The organism is Inquilinus sp. 2KB_23 (assembly GCF_052115705.1).
Classification (GTDB): domain Bacteria; phylum Pseudomonadota; class Alphaproteobacteria; order DSM-16000; family Inquilinaceae; genus Inquilinus; species Inquilinus ginsengisoli_A.
The window spans coordinates 35423-59478 of the sequence record NZ_JBFRHF010000028.1; the positions used below are offsets into that span (position 1 = coordinate 35423).

The window sequence follows — 24056 nt, forward strand, 5'->3', positions numbered from 1 at the left end:
GCCAGAGGGTTACGCGGCGTTCGCCACCACACGCTGATAGGCGGGCAGGGTCAGGAACTCGACGAAATCCTGGCGCTCCACCAGGTCCTGGAACAGGCCGGCGGCCTCGTCCCACTTGCCGGCGGCATAGCGTTCGGTGCCCAGCCGGTCCTTCCACGCCGCCAGCTCCTCGCGGATGGTCTGGCGCACCAGCGCGACGTCGACCGGCCGGCCGTCGTCCAGCGTGCTGCCCTGGTGCAGCCACTGCCACACCTGGGTGCGGCTGATCTCGGCGGTGGCCGCATCCTCCATCAGGTTGAACAGCGGCACGCAGCCCAGGCCGCGCAGCCAGGCCTCGATGTAGCCGATGCCGACCGAGACGTTCATGCGCAGCCCGGCCTCGGTCTTGTGGCCGGGCGGCACCACCAGCAGGTCGGCCGCCGCGACGTGGACGTCCTCGCGCTTGCGGTGGATCTGGTTCGGCGTCGGCATCAGCCGGTCGAACACCTCCAGCGCCACCGGCACCAGGCCGGGATGGGCGACCCAGGTGCCGTCATGGCCGTTGTTGGCCTCGCGCTCCTTGTCGGCGCGGACCTTGGCGAAGACAGCCTCGTTCGCCGCCGGGTCGCCGCGCACCGGGATGAAGGCGGCCATGCCGCCGATCGCCGCGGCTTCGCGGCGATGGCAGGTCTTCACCGCCAGCAGGCTGTACGCGGTCAGGAACGGCGTCGCCATCGTGACCTCGGCGCGGTCTGGCAGAACCGCATGAGGATCGTTCCGGAACTTCTTGATAAAGCTGAAGATATAGTCCCAGCGGCCGCAGTTCAGCCCGGCCGAATGGTCGCGCAGTTCATACAGGATCTCATCCATCTCGAAGGCGGCGAGGATGGTCTCGATCAGCACCGTCGCCTTGATGGTTCCGTGCGGGATGCCAAGGGCTTGCTCGGCGTGGGTGAAGACCTCGTTCCACAGCCGCGCCTCGCGGTGGCTCTCCAGCTTCGGCAGGTAGAAATAGGGGCCGGTGCCGTTGGCGATCAGCCGTTTGGCGTTGTGGAACACGAACAGCGCGAAATCGAACAGCGCGCCCGAGGCCGGCTTGCCGTCGACCAGCAGATGCGCCTCCTCCAGGTGCCAGCCGCGCGGCCGGACCTTGAGCACGGCGGTCTTGTCCTTCAGGGCGTAGTCCTTGCCCGAGGACGGGTCGGTGAAGGCGATGCTGCGGTCGATCGCGTCGCGCAGGTTGATCTGGCCCTCGATCTGGTTGGCCCAGGTCGGGGTGTTGCTGTCCTCGAAATCGGCCATGAACACGCTGGCGCCCGAGTTCAGGGCGTTGATCACCATCTTGCGGTCGACCGGCCCGGTGATCTCCACCCGGCGGTCCAGCAGGTCGGCCGGCATCGGCGCGATGGTCCAGTCGCCGTCGCGCACCGACTTGGTCTCGGGCAGGAAGTCCGGCTTCTCGCCGGCGTCCAGCCGCAGCTGGCGCTCGGCGCGCAGGCCCAGCAGGCGGCGGCGCTCGGCGCCGAAGCGGCGCTCAAGCCCGACCGCGAAGGCGATCGCCTCCGGCGTCAGGATCTCGGCGAAATCCGGGCGCCACGCGCCGGTGATGCTGGTGCCGCCGGGGGTGGTGTAGGCGGAATGGGTCTCGGTCATGCGCAATCCCTGAGCCTCTGAGAGGGCCGTGGGCGCCCGGCCCGGTTTGTGCGCGGCAACCATAGGCATCCGGGGCGGGATTCGTCAAAGTCTGAGAGCGCCCGGCGGCACGATGGCGCGGGGGAGGGAGAGCGTGATGCGGATCCTGCTGGGCTTCGCCGGCGGCAGCGGCCATTTCGGCCCGCTGGCGCCGATCGCCCGGGCCGCCGCCGCGGCCGGCCACGCCGTCGCCTTCGCGGCCCAGCCGGCGATGGTGCCGGTCGTCGAGGCCGCGGGATTCCAGGCCTTCGCCACCGGCGGCGCGACGGTTGGCAAAGCGCCAGCCCGCACCGCGCTGCTGGCGCTGGACGCGGCGCGGGAGGACCGGGCGGTGCGCGACGGCTATGCCGGCCGGGTGGCGCGCGACCGGGCGGCGCAGCTGCTGGCGCTGTGCGGCGACTGGCGGCCGGACCTGGTGGTCTGCGACGAGCTCGATTTCGGCGCCATGGTCGCGGCCGAGCGGCTGGGCCTGCCCCATGCCTCGGTGCTGGTGATCGCGGCTGGCGCCCTGGTGCGGCGCGACCTGGTGGCCGCACCGCTGGCGGCGCTGCGGGCGCAGCACGGTCTCGCGGCCGACCCGGAGCTGGCGATGCTCAGCCGCCACCTGGTGCTGTCGCCGGTGCCGCCCAGCCTGCGCGACCCCGCTTATCCGCTGCCGGCCACCGCGCATCCGATCCGCCCGCATCTGCTCGACGCCGGGGCGGACGGCCCAGTCCCCGACTGGCTGGCCGGCCTGGCGGGCCGCCCGACGGTCCACGCCACGCTCGGCACGGTGTTCAACCTCGAATCCGGCGACCTGTTCGAGCGGATGCTGGCGGGGCTGCGCGACCTGCCGGTCAACGCCGTCGTCACCGTCGGCCGCGACATCGATCCGGCGGCGTTCGGTCCCCAGCCCGGCCATATCCGGATCGAGCGCTACATCCCGCAATCCCTGCTGCTGCCGCATTGCGACCTGGTGCTGTCGCATGCCGGGTCGGGCAGCGTGATCGGCGCCCTGGCGCATGGCCTGCCCTCGGTGCTGATCCCGCTCGGCGCCGACCAGCCGCACAACGCCGCCCGCTGCGAAGACCTCGGCGTCGCCCGGGTGCTCGACGCGGTGCGCTGCACGCCGGCGATGGTGCGCGACGCGGTTGCCGCCGTGCTGGCCGATCCGGCCTGCCGGCGCGCGGCCGAAGCGGTGCGGGACGAGATTGCCGCGATGCCGGATGCGGCCCATGCCGTGGCGCTGCTCGAACGGCTGGTGCGAAAAGGGGTTTGATCGCGGTAGTATTAGCTGTGGCGTATGTTCATGATATGTTCCATGACAAACACGCACTCACCCCCACAGCCCGGACCGGCCGATCCCGGCCAGGTCCTGGCGCAGCAGCAGATCCGGCTTCTCACCCGGCTGGCCGAGATGGCCATGGAGCAGGCCGAGGCGATGCATGCCGAGATCATGGACCCACCGCCGGCCAAGGCCACCGGCGCCACGCCCGACCAGACGCAGGCCCGGATCGTCTCCGCCGGCATCGCCTTCCCGCGCCTGTCCCGGCTGGTGATCCAGATCATGGCGCTGCAGGCCCGCATCGCCCGCGAGCTGTACGGCCCGCAGCAGAAGGCCGCGACCGCCCGGGCCGAAGCCGCCGGCCAGGCGCGCCAGCAGCAGCGCAGGCGGCAGATCGAGCGCATCGTCGACCAGGCCATCGATCAGGTCGAACCCGAATACCATGCCGGCCGCAAGCTGCGGGACATGCTGGCCAAGATGCTCCCGGAGATCGATCCGGTGCTGGACCCCGAGGTGTTGGACCGCCCGCTGGGCGAGACCGTGGCCCGGCTGTGCCGGCAGCTGGGCATCGAGCCCGACTGGAGCCGCTGGGCGGAGGAGGACTGGGCGATCGCCGAGGCCCGGGATAAGCCGCCGGGGTCGCCTTATGCCGGGTCGCGGCCGGTGGGGGCGGAGACGGGGTGAGGGGCTTCGTTTCCCCTCTCCCGCACCCCCAACCCCGTCATTGCGAGCGCAGCGAAGCAATCCATGGCGCCGCCTGGCATGGATTGCTTCGTCGGCTTCGCCTCCTCGCAATGACGAGGAGGGGGGCGGGAGAGGCACACGTAGGGCCTACCGCCCCGCCGGCCCCCGGCGCAGCGTTGTGGTCAGGCCGGCGTCCAGCAGCGCCGACTCGATCGCCCCGGCCAGGGCCAGCACCGCCTCGTCGGCGTGGCGGCGGCCGACGATCTGCAGACCGACCGGCAGGCCGCCCGGCGTCAGCCCGGCCGGCAGCGACAAAGCCGGGCAGGGCGACAAAAGGTTGAACGGCGCGGTCATCTCCAGCCCGTGATAGCGGCCGTCCGGTCCGTCGGCCATGAAGTCGTCGTCTGTCTGCGTCACCGGCGGCGGCGGCACGGCGCAGGTCGGGCACAGCAGGGCCTCGTGATCGGCCAGGATCGGCGCCAGCTCGGCCCACATCCGGCTGCGCAGGATCTCGATGCGCTTGATCTCGGCGGCGCCCAGGGTCAGGCCGCGATCGATAATGCGGGCGATCACCGGGTCCATGCGGTCGCGGAAGCCGGCCAGGCGGTCGCCGTGGAACGCCGCCATGAACACGCACCACAGGTCGAACCAGCGGTCACCGACCTCGCGGGTCCAGGGCAGGCGCACCCGGTCCACCACCGCGCCGGCCCGGCGCATGGCCTCGACCGCGGCCTCGACCGCGGCCTCGACCGCGGGGTCGACGGCGAAGTGGCCGAGATCCATCGACAGGGCGAAGCGGCGGCCGGCCAGCCCGTCGATCCGGGTCGCGCCGAGGTCGAAGGGCAGGGTCAGCGAGGAGATGTCCTCGTCGCTCGGCCCCGCCGTGGCGGCCATGAAGGCGATGGCGTCATCGACGCTGCGGGCCAGCGGTCCGAAATGCGAGATGTCGTCGAACTGGCTGGGCAGAATGGTCATCGGGATCCGGCCGAGGCTGGGCTTGAACCCGACCACGCCGCAGAACGCCGCGGGAATGCGCACCGACCCGCCCATGTCGGTGCCCTCGGCGAAGGCCACCACCCCGGCGCCGACCGCGGCGCCGGACCCGCCGGAGGATCCGCCGGGCGACCGCTCCGGGTCCCACGGGTTGCGGGTGACGCCCCAGCGCGGGCTGTAGGTGAAGCTGGAATGGGCGAATTCCGGCGTCGTGGTCTTGCCGATCACGATCGCCCCCGCCGCCTCCAGCCGCCGCACCACCAGCGCCGAGCGGTCGGGCACCCAGTCGCCGGTGCTGTGCGACCCCAGCGTGGTCAGGTGCCCGCGGGTCGGGGTCAGGTCCTTGACCGCCACCGGCACGCCGTGCAGCGGGCCGACCGGCTGCCCGGCGGCCACCGCCGCATCGGCGGCGCGGGCGGCGGCCATGGCCTCGTCGTCCAGGATCAGGGTGAAGCAGTTCAGCCGGTCCTGCGCCGCATGGGCGCGGGCCAGGGTGGCCGCGATCACATCCTCGGCCCGGGTGCGGCCGGCCGCGATGCCGGCGGCGGTGTCGCGGACGCTCAGGATTTCAGGATCGGGCATCGGTCATCTCGGGTTGTGGCAGTTCGGGTTGTGGCAGCGGATGGCTTGCGGCCGGCGCGGACCGGGCCAAGATATCCCCGGCGACGGAAGGGCAGTCCATGGGATTCGCGGCGTGGAACGCCGGCCTGGCGGCGGCGATGGCGGCGGTCGGCTCGGACGGGTTTCCCGACCGGCTGGGCGAGGCCCTGGCCGGGCTGGTGGGGTTCGACATGCTGAACGGCTTTGCCTATCGCGGCGACGCGCCGCCGCTCGACCTGCACAACCGCCAGGCGCCCGACCTCGCCGCCATCATCGTCGATGGCTACATCGCCGGGGCCTATCTGCTGGACCCGTTCTTCGTGGCGGTGCGCGGCGGCACGCCCGACCGGGTGCTGGTGATGCGCGACCTGGCGCCCGACCGCTTCGGCCAGAGCGAGTACTACAAGCGCCACTACATCCGCACCCGCATCCTGGACGAGGTCGGCTACGTCCTCGACCTCGGGCGCGGGCTGACCGGGGTGCTGTCGGTGACCCGGCGGCGCGGCCATGCCCGCTTCAGCCGGGCCGAGGTCGAGACCCTGCGCGAGGCCGCGCCGATGGTCTGCGCCCTGGGCGAGCGGCACTGGGCCGGGTTCGGCGCGGCGGCGGGGGCGGGCGGGGCCGGCGACCTGGTCGACCGCCTGATCGCGCTGGGCGACGGCCGCCTGACTCGGCGCGAGGCCGAGGTGGTCGGGCTGATCCTGAAGGGGCATTCCTCGCCCTCGATCTGCGCCCTGCTCGGCTTCGGCCAGGAGACGGTGAAGACTCATCGCAAGAGCATCCACCGCAAGCTCGGCATCTCCTCGCAGGCCGAGCTGTTCGCCCGCTTCACCGCCTTCCTGGCCGAGCGCTGACCGCCCCTCAGCGCCGGGCGGCCGGGGCATCCTCGACCTCGCGGAACTCCGTCTCCGGCGGCTGGCGGCTGAACATCCGGGTGAGGTAGGCGAGGTAGACGATGCCGACCGCCAGCCAGATCAGCCCCAGCACCTTGGCGTGCTCGTCCAGGCTGACCAGCAGCCACAGGTTGGCGACCGCGCCCAGCGCCGGGACGACCAGCGTCTTCACGGTGGCGCCGAGGCCGCGGTCGGACGACCGCAGCCACAGCAGCCGGATCACCGACAGGTTGACGAAGACGAAGGCGACGAAGGCCCCGAAGTTGATGAAGGAGGTCGAGGTGGTGACGTCCAGCTTCAGCGCCGCCAGCGCCACCACCCCGGCCAGGGCGATGTTGAACACCGGCGTGCGCAGGATCGGGTGGACATAGCCGAAGGCGGCCCGGGGCAGCACGTCGTCGCGGCCCATCGCCAGCAGCAGCCGGCCGACACTGGCCTGGGCCGACAGGCCGGACGCGAACTGCGCCACGATCAGCCCGGCCAGGAACAGCATGACGAACACATCGCCGCCGATCACGGTGGCGATGTCGAAGGCAGCGCTGTCGACATTGGCGAAGCTGCCGCCGGGAAAGGCGGCCTGGGTCACGACCGCGGCGCCGATGAAGATGCCGCCGCCGATCAGCGCGATCAGCATGATCGCCCTGGGGATGGTGCGCGCCGGCTCCACCGTCTCCTCCGTCAGCGTGGTCACCGCGTCGAAGCCGAGGAAGGAATAGGCGGCGATGGCGGCGCCGGCGAGGTAGGCGGGCAGGGTGCCGCCGGTGCCGGCGAAGGGGTCGAGCGAGAACAGCGGCCGCAGCCCCGGCCCCGCAGTCAGGTGGTGGATGCACAGCGCGACGAAGGCGGCCAGCACCGCGAACTGCACCAGCATCAGCACGATGTTGACGCCATTGGCCAGCTTAATGCCGATGATGTTGATGGCGCTGGTGGCGGCGATGAAGGCCAGGATCCAGACCCATTGCGGCACGCTGGGGAAGGCGGCGGACAGGTAGGCCGCGCCGATCAGCCAGATCGCCATCGGCAGGAAGAAGTAGTCCAGCAGGATGGCCCAGCCGACCAGGAAGCCGAGATGGCCGCCGAAGGCGCGGCGGGTGTAGGTGTAGGCCGATCCCGCGACCGGATAGGCGGCGGCCATGCGGCCGTAGGAATAGGCGGTCAGCAGCACCGCCACCAGCGCCAGCACATAGGCGGTGGGCACCGCGCCGCCGGTCTTCTCCGCCAGGATGCCGAAGGTGCCGAACACGATCATCGGCGTCATGTAGGCCAGGCCGAACAGCACGACCGAAGGCAGCCGCAGCGTCCGCGTGAGCCCGAGGGGCTTGTCCGTCATCATCAACCTCCCTGGGGCCGCCGCCGTCTTGTGGCGACGGTCGGCAGGCCCTGTGATGTGCGATGCCGAACTATGGAAAGCCGCCGCCCGCTCGCGCCATCACCCCAAGGGGGGAGAAGGGGGAGGGAGGATCAGGCCGTGGCGGTCAGGTCGGGCCGGTAGCCGCCGAAGCTCCAGAAATGGCCTTCCGGGTCGAGGGCGCTGTAGCCGCGGCCGCCATAGGGCTTGTCGGCGAGGGCGTGGGTGATCTCGGCCCCGGCGGCGACGGCGCGGGCGTGGTGGGCGTCGACGTCGTCGAGGGCGATGTAGACGCTCTGGTTCAACCCCGTCAGGTCGCGGGGGCTGACCCAGCCCATCTCCGGCCTGGCGCTGTTCAGCATGATCACGGCCGGCCCGATCGCCAGCTCGGCGTGCAGGATGGTGTCGTCCGGGCCGGGCGTCACCGACAGGGCGTGGAAGCCGAAGGCGCGCTGCAGCCAGGCGATGGCGGCCGGCGCGTCGCGGTAGAACAGGCAGGGGATGATGGTCGGGTCGGGCATCGCAACCTCCGGTCGAAGCATGGGGTGCGGGCAGGGTAGGGGCGCCGGGCGGGCGGGTCTTGGACGGATGTTACCGGCTAATCGCGCATGCCGCCGCCCTCGGGCAGCCGGCGGCGCAGGAAGTCGGAGGGCGGGCTGCCGGCGAACTGGTTGAAATCGCGGATCAGGTGCGACTGGTCGTAGTAGCCGCACTCCGCCGCCAGCTCGGCCCAGGGCATGGCGTCGGTCGATTGCAGCAGCCCCACCGCATGCTGGAAGCGCAGGATGCGGGCGATGCTCTTGGGCGGCAGCCCGGCCTGCTCGCGGAACTGGGCGATCAGGTGCTTGCGGCTGCAGCCCAGCTCGGCGCTCAGCGACCCGATGTCGACGCCGCCGTGGCTGGCGCACAGCCGGTCCCAGGCCCAGGCGACGCCGGCCCAGGGCGGCCGGGCATCGGCGATGCGGGCGGCGATCACCGCGTCGAGCAGGTCGAAGCAGTCGTCCCAGTCCTCCAGCTCGCCCAGGCGCTGCTCCAGCCGCCGCGCCTCGGGCCCGAGGTCGCCGTAATGGATCACCTGCTGGGCGATCTGGTGCAGCGGCAAGCCGAGGAACAGATGGGCGCCGACCGGGGTGAAATAGACCTGCACCCCGCGCGACGCGCCGCTGCCTTCGGTGACGACATAGCTGTCGTAGAGCCCGCCGATGAAGCCGTGGGCATAGGTCTCCGGCGCCCGGCTCTCGCGCGGGTCGCTGATGCGGAAGGCCGGGCCGGTGTTGAAGATCACCGCGACATGGGCGATGGCGAGCTCGCGCCGGCGGTGGAACCGGATGCCGCTCTCGTCGAAGCCGGCATAGGACTGGACGTAGGGGCGCAGCCGCGGGTCGGGCTCGCGGAACGCGAACTCCCAGCGGCCGAGGTCGGAGTGGTGGCTCAGCCGGCGGCTGCGCGGCGGGTGGTGTCCCATGGCGGCTCCCCGGCCGGGAGTGTGCCGCGACATCCGGGGATTGTCGCGGGAAAGATGCCGATGCGGCTTGACCGGGGCAGCCGGTCGCGCTGCAAATGCCGGACGAAAGCGATGGGACAGGGAGCGGGCAACCCCCGGGGAGCAGCGATGACCAATCCGATTGAGCGCCGGCCGATCGGCCGCACCGGCGTGACCGTCTCGCGGCTGGGGATCGGCGGCGGCAGCCTGTTCAGCTCGATGGGCGACGCCGGGGTGGCCGAGGTGGTCGACCATTGCTGGGCGCGGGGCCTGCGCTTCTTCGACACCGCAGCACTCTATGCCGCCGGGGTCAGCGAGCAGCGCTTCGGCACGGCGCTGGAGCATCGGCCGCGCGCCGAGCATGTGGTCGCGACCAAGGCCGGCCGCTATGTCGAGGATGGCGAGAACCGGTTCGACTACACCCGCGACGGCTTCCTGCGCTCGATCGAGCGCAGCCTGGCCAAGCTGAAGCGCGACCGGCTGGACATCGTCTCGATCCACGACGTCGACCCCGACCAGCATGGCGACGCCTATGAGGACCGCTTCGCCGAGGCGATGGCAGGCGCCTATCCGGCCCTGGCCGAGCTGCGCAGCCAGGGCGTGATCCGCGCCGTCGGCGTCGCGGTCAAGAGCTGGCAGGTCTGCCAGCGCTTCGCGGCGGCCGGCGACTTCGACTGCATGATGCTGGCCGGCGGCCACACCCTGCTGAAGCAGGACGCCGTGCCGTTCCTGGACGACTGCGCGGCGCGCGGCATCGCGGTGCTGCTGGCGGCGCCGTTCAACACCGGCATCCTGGCGACCGGCGCGATCGAGGGCGCGCGCTACTTCTACAAGCCGGCGCCGCCCGAGGTGCTGGAGGCGACGCGCCGGATCGAGGCGGTGTGCCGGCGCCACGACGTGCCGCTGCCGGCCGCCGCGCTGCAGTTCCCGCTGCGCCACCCGGCCGTGGCCAGCGTCGTGGTCGGCCACCAGGCGGCGGCCGAGGTCGACCACAACCTGGTGCTGCTGCAGCTGCCGATCCCGGAGGCGTTCTGGGCCGATCTGGCGGCGGAAGGGCTGGTCGCCGAGGCCCGCTGACCGTCAGGGCTGCCCCGGGGGCGGCCTTCGGCTGTCTCTCACGAGGCCAGGCGCCGTGCCGGGCGTTTACCGTCTTCGATCGTCTCGCCGCGGGCGATCCGCTCCAGCTGCCCGATCGCGATGTGGCAGCGGATGCCGTGGCCCGGCGCGGCCTCGACCAGCGGCGGCTCCTGCTGCTCGCAGATGGCGCCCAGCTTGTGCGGGCAGCGGGATTGGAAGGCGCAGCCGGCCGCCGGCGCCGCGCCGCCTGCGTCATCGCCCTCCGGCCGGATCCGCGCCGGCATCCCGCCATCGAGGGCGGGCAGGGCGGACAGCAGCGCCGCGGTGTAGGGGTGGTGCGGGCCGGACCAGATGCGGTCGGCCGGGCCGATCTCGACCAGGCGGCCCCGGTACAGCACGCCGATGCGGTCGGCGAGGTAGCGCACCACCGCGAGGTCGTGGGAGATGAAGATGTAGCTGACGCCGCGTTCGGCCTGCAGGTCGGCCAGCAGGTTGAGGATGGCGGCCTGCACCGAGACGTCGAGCGCCGAGGTCGGCTCGTCGCAGACCACGATCCGCGGCTCGCCGGCAAAGGCGCGGGCGATGGCGGCCCGCTGCTTCAGCCCGCCCGACAGCCGGCGCGGCCGGGTGGCGAGATGGTCCGGACCCAGCCTGACGGCCTCGGCCAGGTCCCGCAGCCGGTCGCGGCGCGGGCCGGCCGCGCGCAGCCCGGCGAGGCGGCGCAGCGCCCGGCCGAGCACCCGGCCGACGCTGCGCGCCGGGTTCAGCGACGCGCCCGGATTCTGGAACACGATCTGCAGCGCCTTGACCTGGGCCCGGCTGCGCCGTGTGGCGCGGCCGTGCAGGGCGGTGCCGTCCAGCTCGATCCGGCCGCCCGGATCCGGCGCCGACAGCCCCAGCAGCAGATGCGCCAGGGTCGACTTGCCGCTGCCGGATTCGCCGACCAGACCCAGCGTCTCGCCCGGCCACAGGTCGAAGGATGCGTCGTTAAGGGCCTTCACGGCCTGCCCATCGACGCCATAGGTCTTGGACAGGCTCCGGACCGTGAGCACCGGGGCTGCGGCCGGCGTCTTGACCGGCATCGGCGGCGCCGGCGGGGGCGCCAGGAACAGCTCGGGCGTGCGCTCGTGCAGGTGGCAGCGGCTGCTGCGGCGGCCGGGCAGCGCCTGCAGGGCCGGGGCCTCGCGATGGCAGCGCGACTCCGCCAGGGCGCAGCGCTCGGCGAAGACGCAGCCGATGCTCTCGGCACCCGGCGCTGGCAGCGCCCCGGGGATGACGTCCAGTCGGTGGCGCGCCTTGTGCCGCCCCGGCGCCGGCAGGCAGCGCAGCAGGCCGGCGGTGTAGGGGTGGCGCGGCTGGGCGAAGATCTCCCGGGTCGGGCCTTCCTCGACCAGGGTGCCGGCATACAGCACGCCGATGCGGTCGCAGATCCGCCCGACCAGCGGCAGGTTGTGGCTGATGAACAGCAGCGCCGTCCGGAACTCCCGCCGCAGCCGGCCGATCAGCTCCAGCATCTCGGCCTCGACCGTGGCGTCCAGGCCGGTGGTGGGTTCATCCAGGATCAGCAGCGACGGGTCGCCGGCCAGCGCCATGGCGATCACCACCCGCTGCTGCATCCCGCCGGACAGCTGGTGTGGATACAGCTCCATCACCCGGCCGGGATCGGCGATCTGCACCCGCTCCAGCATTGCCCGTGCCTGCTCGGCCGACTGGCGGCGCGGGGTGCCCGCGACCTCGAAGGCCTCGGCGATCTGGCGGCCGATGCGCAGCGCCGGGTTCAGGGCGTGGCCGGGATCCTGGTAGACCATCGACACCGGCCCGGCGCGCAGCCGGCGCAGGTCGCGGCTGCCCAGCCCGGCGATGTCCTGGCCGTCGACCAGCACCCGCCCGCCGCGCACCCGCCCGTTCGCCGGCAGGTAGCGCATCGCCGCCAGCGCGGCCGTGGTCTTGCCGCAGCCGGATTCGCCGACCAGCCCATAGGCCTCGCCCGGGGCGATGGCGAAGCTGACGCCGCGCAGCACGGCGCGGTCCCGGCCGCGGACCCGGTAGGCGACGTCGAGCGCATCGACGGTCAGGGCGTCGGGGCCGCTCATCGGGCGAAGGCCCGTTCGATGCCGTCGGCGACCAGGTTGACCCCGATCACCAGCGAGATCGTCGCCAGCGCGTCGAACAGCACGGTCCACCAGTAGCCGCCGCCGATCAGCGCGTAGTTCTCGGCGATCGACAGGCCCCAATCGGCCGAGGGCGGCTGGATGCCGAAGCCGAGGAAGCTGAGGGTGGCGACCGAGAAGATGGCGTAGCCCAGGCGCATCGTGACCTCGACGACGATCGGCGGCAGCACGTTGGGCAGGATCTCGGCCAGCATGATGTGGAGCGCGCCTTCGCCGCCCAGCTGCGCCGCGGCGACGTATTCCTTCTCCCGCTCGGCGCGCACGGCGGCGCGGACGGTGCGGGCGATCAGCGGGGCGTAGAGCAGGCCGATCACCACCACCACGGTGGCGTTCGACGCCCCCAGGGCCACCAGCGCCATCAGCGCCACGATCACCGTCGGCAGGGCCAGCAGGGCGTCGATGAAGCGGCTGATGGTGCCGTCGACCAGCCCGCGGAAATAGCCGGTGACCAGGCCCAGCAGGGTGCCCAGCGCCGCGCCCAGCAGCGTCGCCAGCGGGGCGATGGCGAGGATGTCGCGGGCGCCGACCACGACGCGCGAGAACACGTCGCGGCCCAGCCGGTCGGTGCCGAACCAATGCTCGGCCGAAGGCGGGCCCAGCGCGTTCATCAGGTCGTCGGCATAGGGGTCGAACGGCACCAGATGGGCGCCGGCCACGGCGCAGGCGATCCAGAACCCGACGATCACCAGGCCGGCGATGAAGGTGCCGGACAGGGCGAAGGATCCCGTCCTGGGGGAGACCGATCGGCGCGTCCCGGCGTCCAGCTGCGCGGTCATGCGGTGGCTCCGCGCAGGCGGGGGTTGAGGGCGGTGGCCACGACGTCGCCGACCAGCCCGGTCAGGGCATAGGCGGCGCCGACCACCAGGATGCCGGCCTCCAGCATCGGGAAGTCCTTGGCCTTGGCGGCGGCGTAGATCAGCCCGCCGATGCCCTGATAGCGGAACAGGGTCTCGACCACGACCAGCCCGCCGATCAGATATCCGGTCTGGGTGAAGATCACCGTGACGGTCGGCAGCAGCGCGTTGCGCAGCACGTGGCGCCACAGCACCACGGCGGGCGGCAGGCCCTTCAGCACCGCGGTCCGGGTGTAGTCGGCGGCCAGCGCCTCGACGGTTCCGGCCCGCGCCATCCGGGCGATGTAGCCGAACAGCACCAGCACCAGCGGCAGGGCCGGCAGGATCAGGTGCTGGATCTGGACGCCGATGCCGGCGCCCGGCGGCCAGGTCGCCGAGATCGGCAGCCAGCGCAGCCACAGCCCGAAGACCAGGATCAGCAGCAGGGAGGAGACGAATTCCGGGATCACCGAGGTCGACAGCCCCAAGAGGCTGATGATCCGGTCGAGCGGTCGCCCGGCATAAAGCGCCGCGACGACCCCGCCGGCGATGCTGATCGGCACCACCAGCAGGATCGCCACCGCCGCCAGCTTCAGCGAATTCGCCAGCGCCGTGCCGATGAAGGGCGCCACCGGGGCGCGATAGGCGAAGGACCGGCCGAGGTCGCCCTGGACCACCCCGCCGATCCAGCCGGCATATTGCGCCAGCACCGGCTGGTCGGCGCCGATCTGGTGGTTCAGCGCCGCCACGGCCCTGGCATCCGCGAAGGGACCCAGGATCGCCCGCCCGATGTCGCCCGGCAGCAGCTGGCCGCCGGCGAAGACCAGCACGCTGAGGATCCACAGCGTGACCAGCAGCAGCGCCAGCCGCACCAGCACGAAGCGGGCGATCCTCACGCCGTCCTCCCCGGCATCGGGCGGGCGCCTGCCGTCACGCGAAGGACGCCTGGTCGAAGTAGAGCTGCGAGATCGCGGTGTAGCGGACGCCGCTCAGCGCCGCGCTGGTGACCTTCAGCGAGTCGGAGAAGTAGGAGATGATCACCGGCGTCTCCTCCAGCAGGAAGGCCTGCAGCTTGCCCGCGGCGGCGCGCTGCGCCGGCAGGTCGATCGCCGAGGTGTAGTCGGCGAGCAGCCGATCGTAGTCCGGGTTCTTGAAATGCGCCGCGTTCCAGCTGCCGGTGCTGCGGAATGACGCGTTCAGCACCGCGTTCGGGATGCCGCGATGGCCGTAATCGGTGATGCCGAGCACGGAGTCGAGCCAGTCGGACTGGCCGAAGGTGGCCTTGCCGTAATAGGCGGCCTGGTCCTCGATCTTCAGGTCGATGGCGATGCCGATCTGCCGCGCCGCGTTCTGGATCAGCACCGCATAGTCCGGGATCTCGTCGTATTTCTCGGTGGTCAGCGTGACCGCGAAGCCGTCCGGCACGCCCGCCGCGGCCAGCAGCTCCTTGGCCTTGGCGATGTCCTGCTTGCGCTGCGGCACGGCCGGGTCGGTCGACGGGAATAGCGGCGAGAACGGGCTGTCGTTGCCGACCGTGCCCTGGCCCTGCAGCAGGCCCTTCACCAGCCCCTCGCGGTTCAGGCTCAGCGCCAGGGCCTGGCGGATGCGCTTGTCCTGGAACGGTCCCTGGTCGGTGCCGAGATGGACCTGGGTGTGGGCGCTCGATCCGATCCGCAGGATCCGGAAGGCGGGGTCGTTCAGCAGCGCCTGGCCGCCCTGGGGCGAGTAGTTGATGATGTCGACCTGGCCGGCCTGGATCGCCAGCACCTGCGACGGCTCGTCGGCGAAGAAGGTGAATTCCACGCGGTCGGGCAGGGCCGGCGGGCCCCAGTAGTCAGGATTGCGGACGAAGCTGGCGCCGACCTTGGGGCTGTACTGCTCCAGCCGGAACGGCCCGGTGCCGACGAAATTCTTCTCGAAGTCGCCGGCATAGTCCGCCGGCAGGATGATCGCGTTGTAGGTGTCGGACGAGATCAGGTAGGGGAAGTTGCCGTTCGGCGCGTCGAGATGGAATTCCACCGTGTGGTCGTCGACCTGCCTTGTGCCGCCCTTGGACAGGATGCCGGCGAGGATCGACAGCGAGGCGGAGCCGTTGGCCGGGTCGGTCAGGCGTTCGAAGGTCGCGACCACGTCGCGGGCGCTCAGGCCCCGCCCGTCATGGAACTTGACGCCCTGGCGGATGGTGACGGTCCACAGCTTCGCGGCGGGGTCGCTCTTCCAGCTTTCGGCCAGGCCGGGGCGCAGCGTCAGGTCGGGATCGTCGACGATCAGGTATTCGCCGACCTGGGTCAGCAGGCCGATGCTGGGCGGGTCGCCGATGGTCACCGGGTCGATCGCGCCGGTTGGCGTCAGCAGGCCGACGCGGACGATGCCGCCGGGCTTGCCGGCCTGCGCCTGGGCCCGTGCGCCCGGCGCCAGCAGGCCGGTCGCGGTTCCCGCCAGGCCCAGCAGGGCGGCGTAGCGCATCAGGTCGCGGCGGCCGAGTGCGCCGGCGGCGAATTCATCCACCGCGGCATTCCACAGCGCGCCGGACTGGCGGCGGAGGATGTCGAGATTCCGGCGACGCGTGATCATGGCTGTCTCTCTTGATGGGGAAACGCAGCGGTGTCGGGGAACGCTCAGGACGCGGCGCGGTGGGTGTCGCGGGCGACGGCGAAGCGGTTGGGCGGCCGGGACAGGCCCAGGCGGTCGCGCAGGGTGCCGGGCTCGTATTCCTGGCGGAACACGCCGCGGCGCTGCAGCTCCGGCACCACGGTCTCGGTGAAGTTCACCCAGTCATCGGGCAGCAGCGGGAACATCAGGTTGTAGCCGTCGACCGCGCCGGCCACGAACCATGCCTCCAGCTGGTCGGCCACCTCCTTGGCGGTGCCGGCCACGGTGGGCATCGAACCGCTGTTGGCCAGCTTGCGGGCGATCTGGCGGATCGACAGGTTCTGGTTGGCCAAGCCGCGCACCCGGTTCAGCGAGGTGCGTCCGCCATTGAAGGTGCTCTCGTCCGGCAGCTCCGGCAGCGGCCCGTCCGGCGGATAGGCCGAGAGGTCGATGCCGGCCCAACTCGACAGCAGGTCGATGCCGACCCGCTCCGGCAGCAGCGTCTCCAGGAATTCCTGCCGCTCCTTCGCCTCATCGGCCGAACCGGCGACGATGGGCAGGATGCCGGGCAGGATCTTGAAGCTTTCCGGAGCACGGCCGTGCTTCGCCAGCCGGGCGTTGATGTCGGCGCGGTAGCGCAGGCCCTCGTCGATGCTGCGGATGATGGCGAAATGGACGTCGGCATAGGCGGCGGCCAGGTCCTTGCCTGCCTCTGACGATCCGGCCTGGACGATCAGCGGGTGGCCCTGCGGCGGCCGCGGCACGTTCAGGGGGCCGCGCACCTTGAAGTGCGGCCCGGCATGGTCGATGCGATGCACCTTCCCGGGGTCGGCGAAGTAGCCCGATTCCCGGTCGAGCAGCACCGCCTCGTCCTCCCAGGAATCCCACAGCGCGGTGACGGCATCGAGGTATTCGGCGGCCCGGTCGTAGCGATGGGCGTGCTCGATGTTGCCGTCCCGCCCGAAATTCAGCGCCTCCTCGTCCATCGCCGAGGTCACGACGTTCCAGGCGGCGCGCCCGCCGCTGAGATGATCGAGCGAGGCGAAGGTGCGGGCCAGGTTGTACGGCTCGCTGTAGGAGGACGACGCGGTGGCGATCAGCCCGATATGCCTGGTGACGGCGGACAGCGCCGACAGCAGGGTCAGCGGCTCCAGCCGCGCATTGGCGTAGTGGGCGACGCCGCTTTCGACCGAATCCCAGATCGCGACATGGTCGGCGATGAACAGCGTGTCCAGCTTCGCCCGCTCCGCCGCCTCGGCCAGTTTGCGGTAATAGTCGAGGCCGAAGACCTCGCGGCCGGGCGCGCGGGGATGGCGCCAGGACATCCGGTGGTCGCCCTGCGGATTGAAGAAAAACGCGCTCAGAATCATATGCCTGCGGCGCATGGCGCACTCCTCGACGATCTGGATGGCCGGCATGGTTCCACCGGCAGCCACGAGGCCCGCTTCGAGCGGCCCGTTGGCGACAGTAGATTATCCAATTTATATGAGAATCAAGTGGAAAATATTTACAATATACTTTTTTAAATAGTAAATATGATCCGGGAAAGGCAACTGAGCGTCTCGGCGATGGCTGATCGCCGCGGGCTGCAGCCAGGCCGCTATCCTCGGGATCCAAAAGCGGCCACCGCCGTTTACAGCTGTCGAAGGCTGGCGCAATTTGCTGGCAGGTGTCGGCTCCACGGTTCAGCCCAGGGGATGGTTCAGATGGTGAGTCCGCTTGCGGGAAAGTCCGTCCCTCCGTCCGACCTCGTCAATGTGCCGCGGCTGGTGACGGCCTATTTCGCGACCAAACCCGATCCGGCGATCCCCGCCCAGCGCGTCGCCTTCGGCACGTCGGGCCATCGCGGCTCCGCCTTCGCCGGCAGCTTCAACGAGACCCACATCCTCGCCGTCACCCAGGCGATCTGCCTGTACCGCAAGCGCGCCGGGATCGACGGGCCGCTGTTCATTGGCATAGACACCCACGCGCTGTCCGAACCGGCGCTGGCCACCGCGTTGGAGGTGCTGGCCGCCAACGGCGTCGACACCATGATCGACCAGGGCGGCGGCTACACCCCGACGCCCGCCGTGTCGCACGCCATCCTCACCTACAACCGGGGCCGGACCGCGAGCCTGGCCGACGGCATCGTGGTCACGCCGTCGCACAACCCGCCGGAGGATGGCGGTTTCAAATACAACCCCCCGAATGGCGGGCCGGCCGACACCGAGGTGACCGGCTGGATCGAACGCACGGCCAATGAGCTGATCGAAAAGTCGCTCGACGGGGTGCTGCGGATCCCGCACCAGCGCGCGCTGAAGGCCGCGACCACCCATCGCCACGATTATGTCGGCGGCTATGTCGGCGACCTCGGCAGCGTCGTCGACCTCGACGCCATCCGGTCCTCCGGCGTCAGGATCGGCATCGATCCGCTGGGCGGCGCGGCGGTCCATTACTGGGCGCCGCTGATCGAACGCACCGGCATCGCCGCCACCGTGGTCAGCGACATCGTCGACCCGACCTTCCGCTTCATGACGGCCGATTGGGACGGGAAGATCCGCATGGATTGCTCCTCGCCCTACGCCATGACCCGGCTGCTGGGCCTGCGCGACCAGTTCGACGTGGCCTTCGCCAACGACACCGACGCCGACCGCCACGGCATCGTCACCCGCACCGCCGGGCTGATGAACCCGAATCATTTCCTGGCCGCGTCGATCTCCTACCTCTTCGGCCACCGCAAGGGCTGGCGCGCCGACAGCGCCGTCGGCAAGACGCTGGTCAGCAGCAGCATGATCGACCGGGTCACGGCGCAGCTGGGCCGCCGCCTGCTCGAGGTGCCGGTCGGCTTCAAATGGTTCGTCGACGGCCTCAGCGACGGCTCGGTCGGATTCGGCGGGGAGGAGAGCGCCGGCGCCTCCTTCCTGCGCAAGGACGGCACGGTGTGGACGACGGACAAGGACGGGCTGATTCTCGGCCTGCTGGCGGCCGAGATCACCGCGGTCACCGGCCGCGACCCCAGCGAGCTCTACACCGGGCTCACCGACGAGCTGGGCACCGCCTATTACGCCCGGGCGGACGCGCCGGCGACGGCTGAGCAGAAGAAGGTGTTCAAGGGGCTGACGCCGGAACGGCTGGATGCGCGCCAGCTCGGCGGCGAGCCGGTGCGGCAGACGCTGACCGCGGCGCCGGGCAACGGCCAGCCCTTCGGCGGCATCAAGGTGGTGACCGAGAATGGCTGGTTCGCGGCGCGGCCGTCCGGCACCGAGGACGTCTACAAGATCTACGCCGAGAGCTTCCGCAGCGAGGACCACCTGCGGCAGATCCAGGACGACGCCAAGGCCCTGATCGGCCGGTTGTTCGAGACATCGTCGCAGCCAGGGGGCAAGCCCGGCGCGGCGTGACCCGGGGGGCGCCGGCCTGCTCTGCGCCGGATTCAGGCCAATGCGGCCAGCCGACGGGATTTTTTAAGATGGGGAAAGATGGCTCCCTGGACTGGACTCGAACCAGTGACCCGCTGATTAACAGTCAGCTGCTCTACCAACTGAGCTACCAGGGAACATGAGCGCCGGATTTCGCCGGGCTGTTGGTGGCGCGGCTTATAGCAACCTCGCCCCGCCGTGCCAAGCCTCCCATTCGCCTCCGACCATTCTTTTTTGGCGGCATCCGGTTCCAGCGCGACCCGAACCGTGCCGGGATCAACCACCTGGCCGGCATGGTGACAGCCTTCCCACCGCTCTGTAGTATGCCGGCCGCCAGCTTTGCATGGTCCGGACTTTATTTTTTCAGGGGCGGCGTATGATCAACGGAACCATTTCTCGTGCGTGTTTCATCTGCGGCTCCCATGACGGCGAGACGGTGTTCCAAACGGCGATCGATGTCTGCGGGCTCGGGCATGTAACCTTCGGCATGCGCTGCTGTTCCGGCTGCGGCATGACCCTGCAGGACCCGGCGGTTTCGCCCGAGACCATGATGCGGCAATACTCGACCTTCTCGAACTACACCGCCTTCGGCGACGGCGAGCCGCCGCTGAACCCGACGGCACGCCGCATGTTGGAGCTGGTGCGGATCGAGGGGATCAAGCCGGGCCGCATGTACGACGTCGGCGCCGCGACCGGCTCGATGCTGTGGCATTTCCGCAAGCAGGGCTGGGCCGTCGCCGGTTGCGACCTGTCGCCCAAGGCGGTGGAGCAGGCGCGGGACCGGAACGACATCGCCATGGATCTGGGCTCCGGCGAGGAGTCGCTGCCGCAGCGCGGCAACCAGGACCTGATCACCTTCTCGCATGTGCTGGAGCACGTCTACGACCCGGTGGAGACGCTGAATCTGGTGCACGAGGCGCTGGCGCCCGGCGGGCTCCTGATGTTCGAGGTCCCCTGCCTCGCGGCGCCGGAGATCAATCCGCCCGGCTTCTTCATGATGGAGCACGTCAATTATTTCGACGAGGTCACCATCGGCAACCTGCTGAAGCGGATCGGCTTCGATGTCCTGCAGGCGCCGATCAACACCTCGCTCGAATACTACTGCTATCCGGTGATCACCGTGCTGGCCCGGAAGCAGGCGCCGCAGCCGGACGCCGCGATCGTGAATGCCCACGGGAAGAACATGGCCTTCCACCGCGCCTTTGCCGCGGTCGAGCAGGGCCGCTGGGACGCGGCGGATGCGAAGCTGCACGCGGCCCTGGCGCCGGGGGAGGAGGTCTATGTCTGGGGGGCGGGCCTGCACACCTCGACCCTGCTGGAACGGACGTCGCTGAACACCCGCACCCGGGTTCGGGCGATCACCGACCGCGACCCGCAGAAGCACGGGCACACGCTGGGGCCGCATCGGGTCATCGCGCCGGCCGAGGTGCTGGCCGACAGCCGGAAGATCGTCCTGTCGAGCTTTCAGTCGGAAGGCAACATCGCCGAGGGGCTGCTCCGCCAGGGCATCCCGGAGGAGCGCATCGTCCGCCCCCACGGCCGCAGCCCGTCGGTCTAGGCCGGCACCTTGCCGAAGCCGTCTCTGCCGGGTGCAGAGCGGCTTCACGCCTGCCGATCCACGAAGGGGGGGGAGGCCGTTGGAGGCGCGAGCCGGAATCGAACCGGCGTGCACGGATTTGCAGTCCGCTGCTTGACCACTCAGCCATCGCGCCCCGACGGCGGCCCCCGTATATCGTCCGGCATGAAGCGGGGTCAAGAGATGAACATGTCTCTTTCTTTGCGGCCGCCGCCCGATCGCCGACATGACGGTGCATGACCTGCATCACATGGCCCGACCTGCATCACATGGATTGTGTTGCGGGCGCGAACGCCGATATAACCGCAGCGTCTGAGCCGTGGCGGCTATCCGGCCGCCCGGGCTCTCCGTCATCAGATGTGCGGATCCTCATGGTCGACTACGCAGCCGCCCGCTACAACATGGTCGAAAGCCAGATCAAGCCCAACAAGGTGACCGACATCGCCTTGACGGATGCGATGATGGCGGTGCCGCGCGAGCGTTTCGTGCCGCCCGACCGGCGCGGCGTGGCCTATGTCGACCAGGATGTCGCGATCGGCGGCGGCCGGGTGGTGATGGAGCCGCGAATCCTGGCCCGGATGCTGAACGATGCCGCGATCGGCCCGGACAGCCGGGTCCTGGTCGTCGGCGCCGGCACCGGCTACAGCGCCGCGATCCTTGCCCGGCTGGCGGCCAAGGTGGTGGCGCTGGAGCAGGACAAGGCGCAGCTGGCCGCGGCGCGCGCCGCGCTGGCCGATCTCGGCGTCCACGGCGTTGCCCTGGTCGAAGGGCCGCTGGCCGCGGGCTGGCCGGCCGAAGGGCCCTACGACGTGATCCTGGTCGACGGCGCGGTGTCGGCGGTTCCGGCGGCGCTGACCGCGCAACTGGTGCCGGGCGGCCGTCTGCTCACCGTCGTGGATGACGGCGACCGTGTGGCCCGTGCTATGATGTTCACCGCAATCGACGGCACCGTGTCGCAGCGCCCGCTGTTCGACGCGGYGACGGCGACCTTGCCCGGCTTCGAACGCAAGCCGGCCTTCCAGTTCTGAGCGCGGCGGCGGGGTATCGGGTGCAGCAGGAAGAGATCGACGTGGCGACCTTGGCGGAGTGGCGGCGCAGCGGTGCCAGCCATTGCGTCGTGGACGTGCGCGAGCCGCAGGAGCTGGCGGCGTGCCGGCTCGACGGCACGCTCGACATTCCGATGGCCGAGATTCCGGTCCGGCTGGAGGAGATCCCGGGCGATCGCCCGGTTGTCGTCATGTGTCACCACGGGGGGCGCAGCGCGCAGGTGGTGCGATGGCTTTCGGCGAGGGGCATGGACAACGCGGTCAATCTGCGCGGCGGCATCGACGCCTGGGCGCGCGAGGTCGATCCAACCATGGGACGGTATTGACGATGAAACGGTATGGACGTCTCGGGCTCTCCACCACGGCGCTGACGGTCGCGTTGCTGTGGGGTGCCGCACCGGCCTCGGCCCAGTCGATGACCGAGGCGCTGGCCTCGGCCTATGCGACCAACCCGGACCTGGCCGCCGACATCGCCAATCTGAAGGCGGTCAACGAAGGCGTCGCCCAGGCGCTGTCGAACTACCGGCCGACGGTCAGCGCCAGCGCCAGCATCGAAAGCCAGTTCACCAACACGACCAGCGACAAGCCGGGAAAGCTGAGCCAGTTCAATACGGCGACTGCAGGCCTCAGCGGCAACCCCTTGGGCGCCGGCGGCCGTGAAGGCTACTGGCACGAGGTGAACCCGGCCACGCTCGGCATCACCGTGACCCAGCCGATCTACACCGGCGGCCAGACCGAAGCGTCGGTCAACAACGCCGAGAACACGGTCCAGGCCACCCGCGCCGTGGTTCAGACCACGGAGCAGACGGTGCTGCTCGACGCCGCCACCGCCTATGCCGATGTGGTCCAGGCCCAGGCGGCGCTCGACGTGCAGCGCACCAACGAATCGCAGCTGAGCCGCCAGCTCCAGGCCACCCAGGACCGCTTCAATGTCGGTGAGGTGACCCGCACCGACGTCAGCCAGTCCGAGGCCAGCCTGGCCAGCGCCGTCGCCCAGCGGGTCGAGGCGGAAGGCACGCTGCGCGCCAACCGCGCGACCTTCGAGCGCTTCGTCGGCCAGCCGCCGGGAACGTTGGAGACGCCGGCGGTGCCGGGCCGCCTGCCGACCTCGATGCAGGACGCGATCCAGCGGGCCCAGGCCAACAACCCGGGCATCGTCGCGGCGCTGTTCACCGAACGCGCCGCCGCCGACAGCATCGACCTGCAGTTCGGCGCCCTGCTGCCGCAGCTGACGGTCCAGGCCCGCCTGCAGCGCCAGTATTCGACGGTCTCCCATCCCGCCAGCGGCACCGGGGCGCAGTCGCGGATCGATTCGGCTTCGATCATCGCGCAGCTGACCATTCCGATCTATTCGGCCGGCAACCAGGAATCGAAGGTCCGGCAGGCGCGCTACACCCACGGCCAGAAGCGGATCCAGATCGAGAGCCAGCGCCGCATCGCAATCCAGGCGGCGGTGCAGTCCTGGCAGGCGCTGGTCACCGCGCGGGCCGCGATCAAGTCGTTCCAGGCCGCGGTCAAGGCCGAGCAGCTGGCGGTGGAAGGCCTGCAGCAGGAAGCCGCGGTCGGGTCGCGCACCGTGCTCGACGTGCTGACCGAGCAGCAGAACCTGCTCAACGCCCAGCTCAACCTGGTGCAGGCACGGCGCAACGAGGTGGTTGCCGGCTATCAGCTGCTGAACGCGATCGGCACCCTGACCGCACGGGATCTTGCCCTGCCGGTCCAGGTCTATGACCCGGAGCCGGACTATCAGTCCACCCGCGCGCGCTGGATCGGCACGTCGATCGACGAGTAAGGACCGACGGCGCACCCTGGTCTCGGCCTCGTCGCTGCTGTGGCTTTGCAGCGGTGGGCCGGGTGCCCATGGTGCGCCGAAATGTAGGGTGAAGGCGGCGAAGGGATGAGCGAGACGCGGGCACAGCAGGAGCCGTCGATGGAGGAGATCCTGGCCTCCATCCGGCGCATGATCACCGAGGACGATCCGGCCCGTGGCCGGACCGTGGCGGCAGAGGTGGTGCGTCCGCAGACTTCGGCCCCCTCCCTATCGGCGGATGACGATGTGCTGGAGCTGACCGAGGCGCTGGACGATCCGCGCCCGGTCGCCGCGCCGCCGGCCGCCGAATCGGCGCCGGAGGACGAGTCGGTGGTGTCGCCGGCCAGCGCCAGCGCGGCGCTGGCGGCCCTGGCCCGGTTGAACGCGGCGGCCGCCCCGGCCGCGGTGGCGGTGCACAAGAGCCAGACGGTCGACGACCTGGTCCGCGAGATGCTGCGGCCGCTCCTGAAGGAATGGCTCGACGCCAACCTGCCGCGGCTGGTCGAGCAGGCGGTCGAACGGGAAGTATCCCGCATCGCCAACGGCGCCGTACGGCGCTGAGCCGACCCCCGACCCGACGCCTTCATCCTAAGATTTCAGAGAACACGGAAGGTTCA

The 24056-nt window shown here is 70.7% G+C and carries 20 protein-coding genes and 2 tRNA genes; 10 read left to right on the top strand and 12 right to left on the bottom strand.

All coding sequences use genetic code 11. From position 1 onward, the window contains the following. Window positions 1-9 precede the first annotated feature (9 nt). The gene (gene aceB / locus AB4112_RS28780) at window positions 10-1632 is read right to left on the bottom strand and encodes a malate synthase A (RefSeq protein WP_441724516.1); all 1623 of its coding nucleotides are present in this window, start codon (window positions 1630-1632) and stop codon (window positions 10-12) included. 136 nt (window positions 1633-1768) lie between these two features. On the opposite strand from aceB, the gene AB4112_RS28785 reads away from it, so the two are divergent. Together AB4112_RS28785 and AB4112_RS28790 are read left to right on the top strand one after the other, a co-directional pair. After that, a complete protein-coding gene (locus AB4112_RS28785) occupies window positions 1769-2929 on the top strand; it encodes a glycosyltransferase (RefSeq protein ID WP_441724518.1) in 1161 nt (386 codons plus the stop codon). Window positions 2930-2971: 42 nt separating this feature from the next. Continuing rightward, entirely contained in the window at window positions 2972-3619 is a 648-nt protein-coding gene (locus AB4112_RS28790; RefSeq protein WP_441724520.1) for a hypothetical protein, read from the top strand. Window positions 3620-3766: 147 nt separating this feature from the next. Here AB4112_RS28790 and AB4112_RS28795 read toward each other — a convergent pair whose 3' ends face one another. Further along, window positions 3767-5194, bottom strand: a complete 1428-nt coding sequence (locus AB4112_RS28795; RefSeq protein WP_441724522.1) for an amidase — start codon at window positions 5192-5194, stop codon at window positions 3767-3769. A gap of 98 nt (window positions 5195-5292) precedes the next feature. On the opposite strand from AB4112_RS28795, the gene AB4112_RS28800 reads away from it, so the two are divergent. After that, entirely contained in the window at window positions 5293-6066 is a 774-nt protein-coding gene (locus AB4112_RS28800) for a helix-turn-helix transcriptional regulator (RefSeq protein ID WP_441724524.1), read from the top strand. 7 nt (window positions 6067-6073) lie between these two features. Here the strand turns inward: AB4112_RS28800 and AB4112_RS28805 are convergent, their stop codons facing one another. The 3 genes from AB4112_RS28805 to AB4112_RS28815 form a co-directional block, all read right to left on the bottom strand. Then, the gene (locus tag AB4112_RS28805) at window positions 6074-7435 is read right to left on the bottom strand and encodes an APC family permease (RefSeq protein WP_441724526.1); all 1362 of its coding nucleotides are present in this window, start codon (window positions 7433-7435) and stop codon (window positions 6074-6076) included. A 131-nt stretch (window positions 7436-7566) separates the two neighbouring features. Beyond that, window positions 7567-7974 carry a VOC family protein gene (locus tag AB4112_RS28810; protein ID WP_309794640.1) on the bottom strand — a complete coding sequence of 136 codons (408 nt, stop codon included), beginning with the start codon at window positions 7972-7974 and terminating at the stop codon, window positions 7567-7569. Between the two features lie 77 nt (window positions 7975-8051). Continuing rightward, a complete protein-coding gene (locus AB4112_RS28815; RefSeq protein WP_441724528.1) occupies window positions 8052-8918 on the bottom strand; it encodes a helix-turn-helix domain-containing protein in 867 nt (288 codons plus the stop codon). 147 nt (window positions 8919-9065) lie between these two features. Between AB4112_RS28815 and AB4112_RS28820 the strand changes: the two genes are divergently transcribed. Further along, window positions 9066-10013, top strand: a complete 948-nt coding sequence (locus tag AB4112_RS28820) for an aldo/keto reductase (RefSeq protein WP_441724530.1) — start codon at window positions 9066-9068, stop codon at window positions 10011-10013. Window positions 10014-10051: 38 nt separating this feature from the next. Here the strand turns inward: AB4112_RS28820 and AB4112_RS28825 are convergent, their stop codons facing one another. From AB4112_RS28825 to AB4112_RS28845, 5 genes are read right to left on the bottom strand one after another with little or no spacing between them, the layout of a single operon-like run. After that, a complete protein-coding gene (locus AB4112_RS28825; protein WP_441724532.1) occupies window positions 10052-12106 on the bottom strand; it encodes a dipeptide ABC transporter ATP-binding protein in 2055 nt (684 codons plus the stop codon). Then, window positions 12103-12960, bottom strand: coding sequence for an ABC transporter permease (locus tag AB4112_RS28830; RefSeq protein ID WP_441724534.1), 858 nt, complete (start codon window positions 12958-12960; stop codon window positions 12103-12105). Before AB4112_RS28830 ends, AB4112_RS28825 begins: the two co-directional genes overlap by 4 nt. After that, on the bottom strand, window positions 12957-13913 hold the full coding sequence (locus AB4112_RS28835; protein WP_309794633.1) for an ABC transporter permease: 957 nt from the start codon (window positions 13911-13913) through the stop codon (window positions 12957-12959). Before AB4112_RS28835 ends, AB4112_RS28830 begins: the two co-directional genes overlap by 4 nt. 34 nt (window positions 13914-13947) lie before the next feature. Beyond that, entirely contained in the window at window positions 13948-15591 is a 1644-nt protein-coding gene (locus tag AB4112_RS28840; protein ID WP_441724536.1) for an ABC transporter substrate-binding protein, read from the bottom strand. A gap of 44 nt (window positions 15592-15635) precedes the next feature. After that, window positions 15636-16994: an LLM class flavin-dependent oxidoreductase gene (locus tag AB4112_RS28845; protein ID WP_441724538.1), complete on the bottom strand. Its 1359-nt coding sequence runs from the start codon at window positions 16992-16994 to the stop codon at window positions 15636-15638. 321 nt (window positions 16995-17315) lie between these two features. Between AB4112_RS28845 and pgm the strand changes: the two genes are divergently transcribed. Further along, window positions 17316-18989 (top strand): phosphoglucomutase (alpha-D-glucose-1,6-bisphosphate-dependent), encoded by a 1674-nt coding sequence (gene pgm / locus AB4112_RS28850; protein ID WP_441724540.1) that lies wholly within the window; start codon window positions 17316-17318, stop codon window positions 18987-18989. 79 nt (window positions 18990-19068) lie between these two features. Here pgm and AB4112_RS28855 read toward each other — a convergent pair. After that, window positions 19069-19144, bottom strand: a tRNA-Asn gene (locus AB4112_RS28855). Between the two features lie 299 nt (window positions 19145-19443). Between AB4112_RS28855 and AB4112_RS28860 the strand changes: the two genes are divergently transcribed. Continuing rightward, complete coding sequence (locus tag AB4112_RS28860; protein WP_441724542.1) at window positions 19444-20565, top strand: class I SAM-dependent methyltransferase; 1122 nt, start codon at window positions 19444-19446, stop codon at window positions 20563-20565. Window positions 20566-20645: 80 nt separating this feature from the next. Here the strand turns inward: AB4112_RS28860 and AB4112_RS28865 are convergent. Beyond that, a tRNA-Cys gene (locus AB4112_RS28865) sits at window positions 20646-20719 on the bottom strand. A 235-nt stretch (window positions 20720-20954) separates the two neighbouring features. On the opposite strand from AB4112_RS28865, the gene AB4112_RS28870 reads away from it, so the two are divergent. From AB4112_RS28870 to AB4112_RS28885, 4 genes are all read left to right on the top strand, one after another. Continuing rightward, window positions 20955-21611 (top strand): protein-L-isoaspartate O-methyltransferase family protein, encoded by a 657-nt coding sequence (locus AB4112_RS28870; protein WP_441724544.1) that lies wholly within the window; start codon window positions 20955-20957, stop codon window positions 21609-21611. Between the two features lie 20 nt (window positions 21612-21631). After that, window positions 21632-21955, top strand: coding sequence for a rhodanese-like domain-containing protein (locus tag AB4112_RS28875; RefSeq protein ID WP_309794625.1), 324 nt, complete (start codon window positions 21632-21634; stop codon window positions 21953-21955). 2 nt (window positions 21956-21957) lie between these two features. Further along, window positions 21958-23421 carry a TolC family outer membrane protein gene (locus tag AB4112_RS28880; RefSeq protein ID WP_309794624.1) on the top strand — a complete coding sequence of 488 codons (1464 nt, stop codon included), beginning with the start codon at window positions 21958-21960 and terminating at the stop codon, window positions 23419-23421. 105 nt (window positions 23422-23526) lie between these two features. After that, complete coding sequence (locus tag AB4112_RS28885) at window positions 23527-24000, top strand: DUF2497 domain-containing protein (protein WP_309794623.1); 474 nt, start codon at window positions 23527-23529, stop codon at window positions 23998-24000. Window positions 24001-24056: the final 56 nt, after the last annotated feature.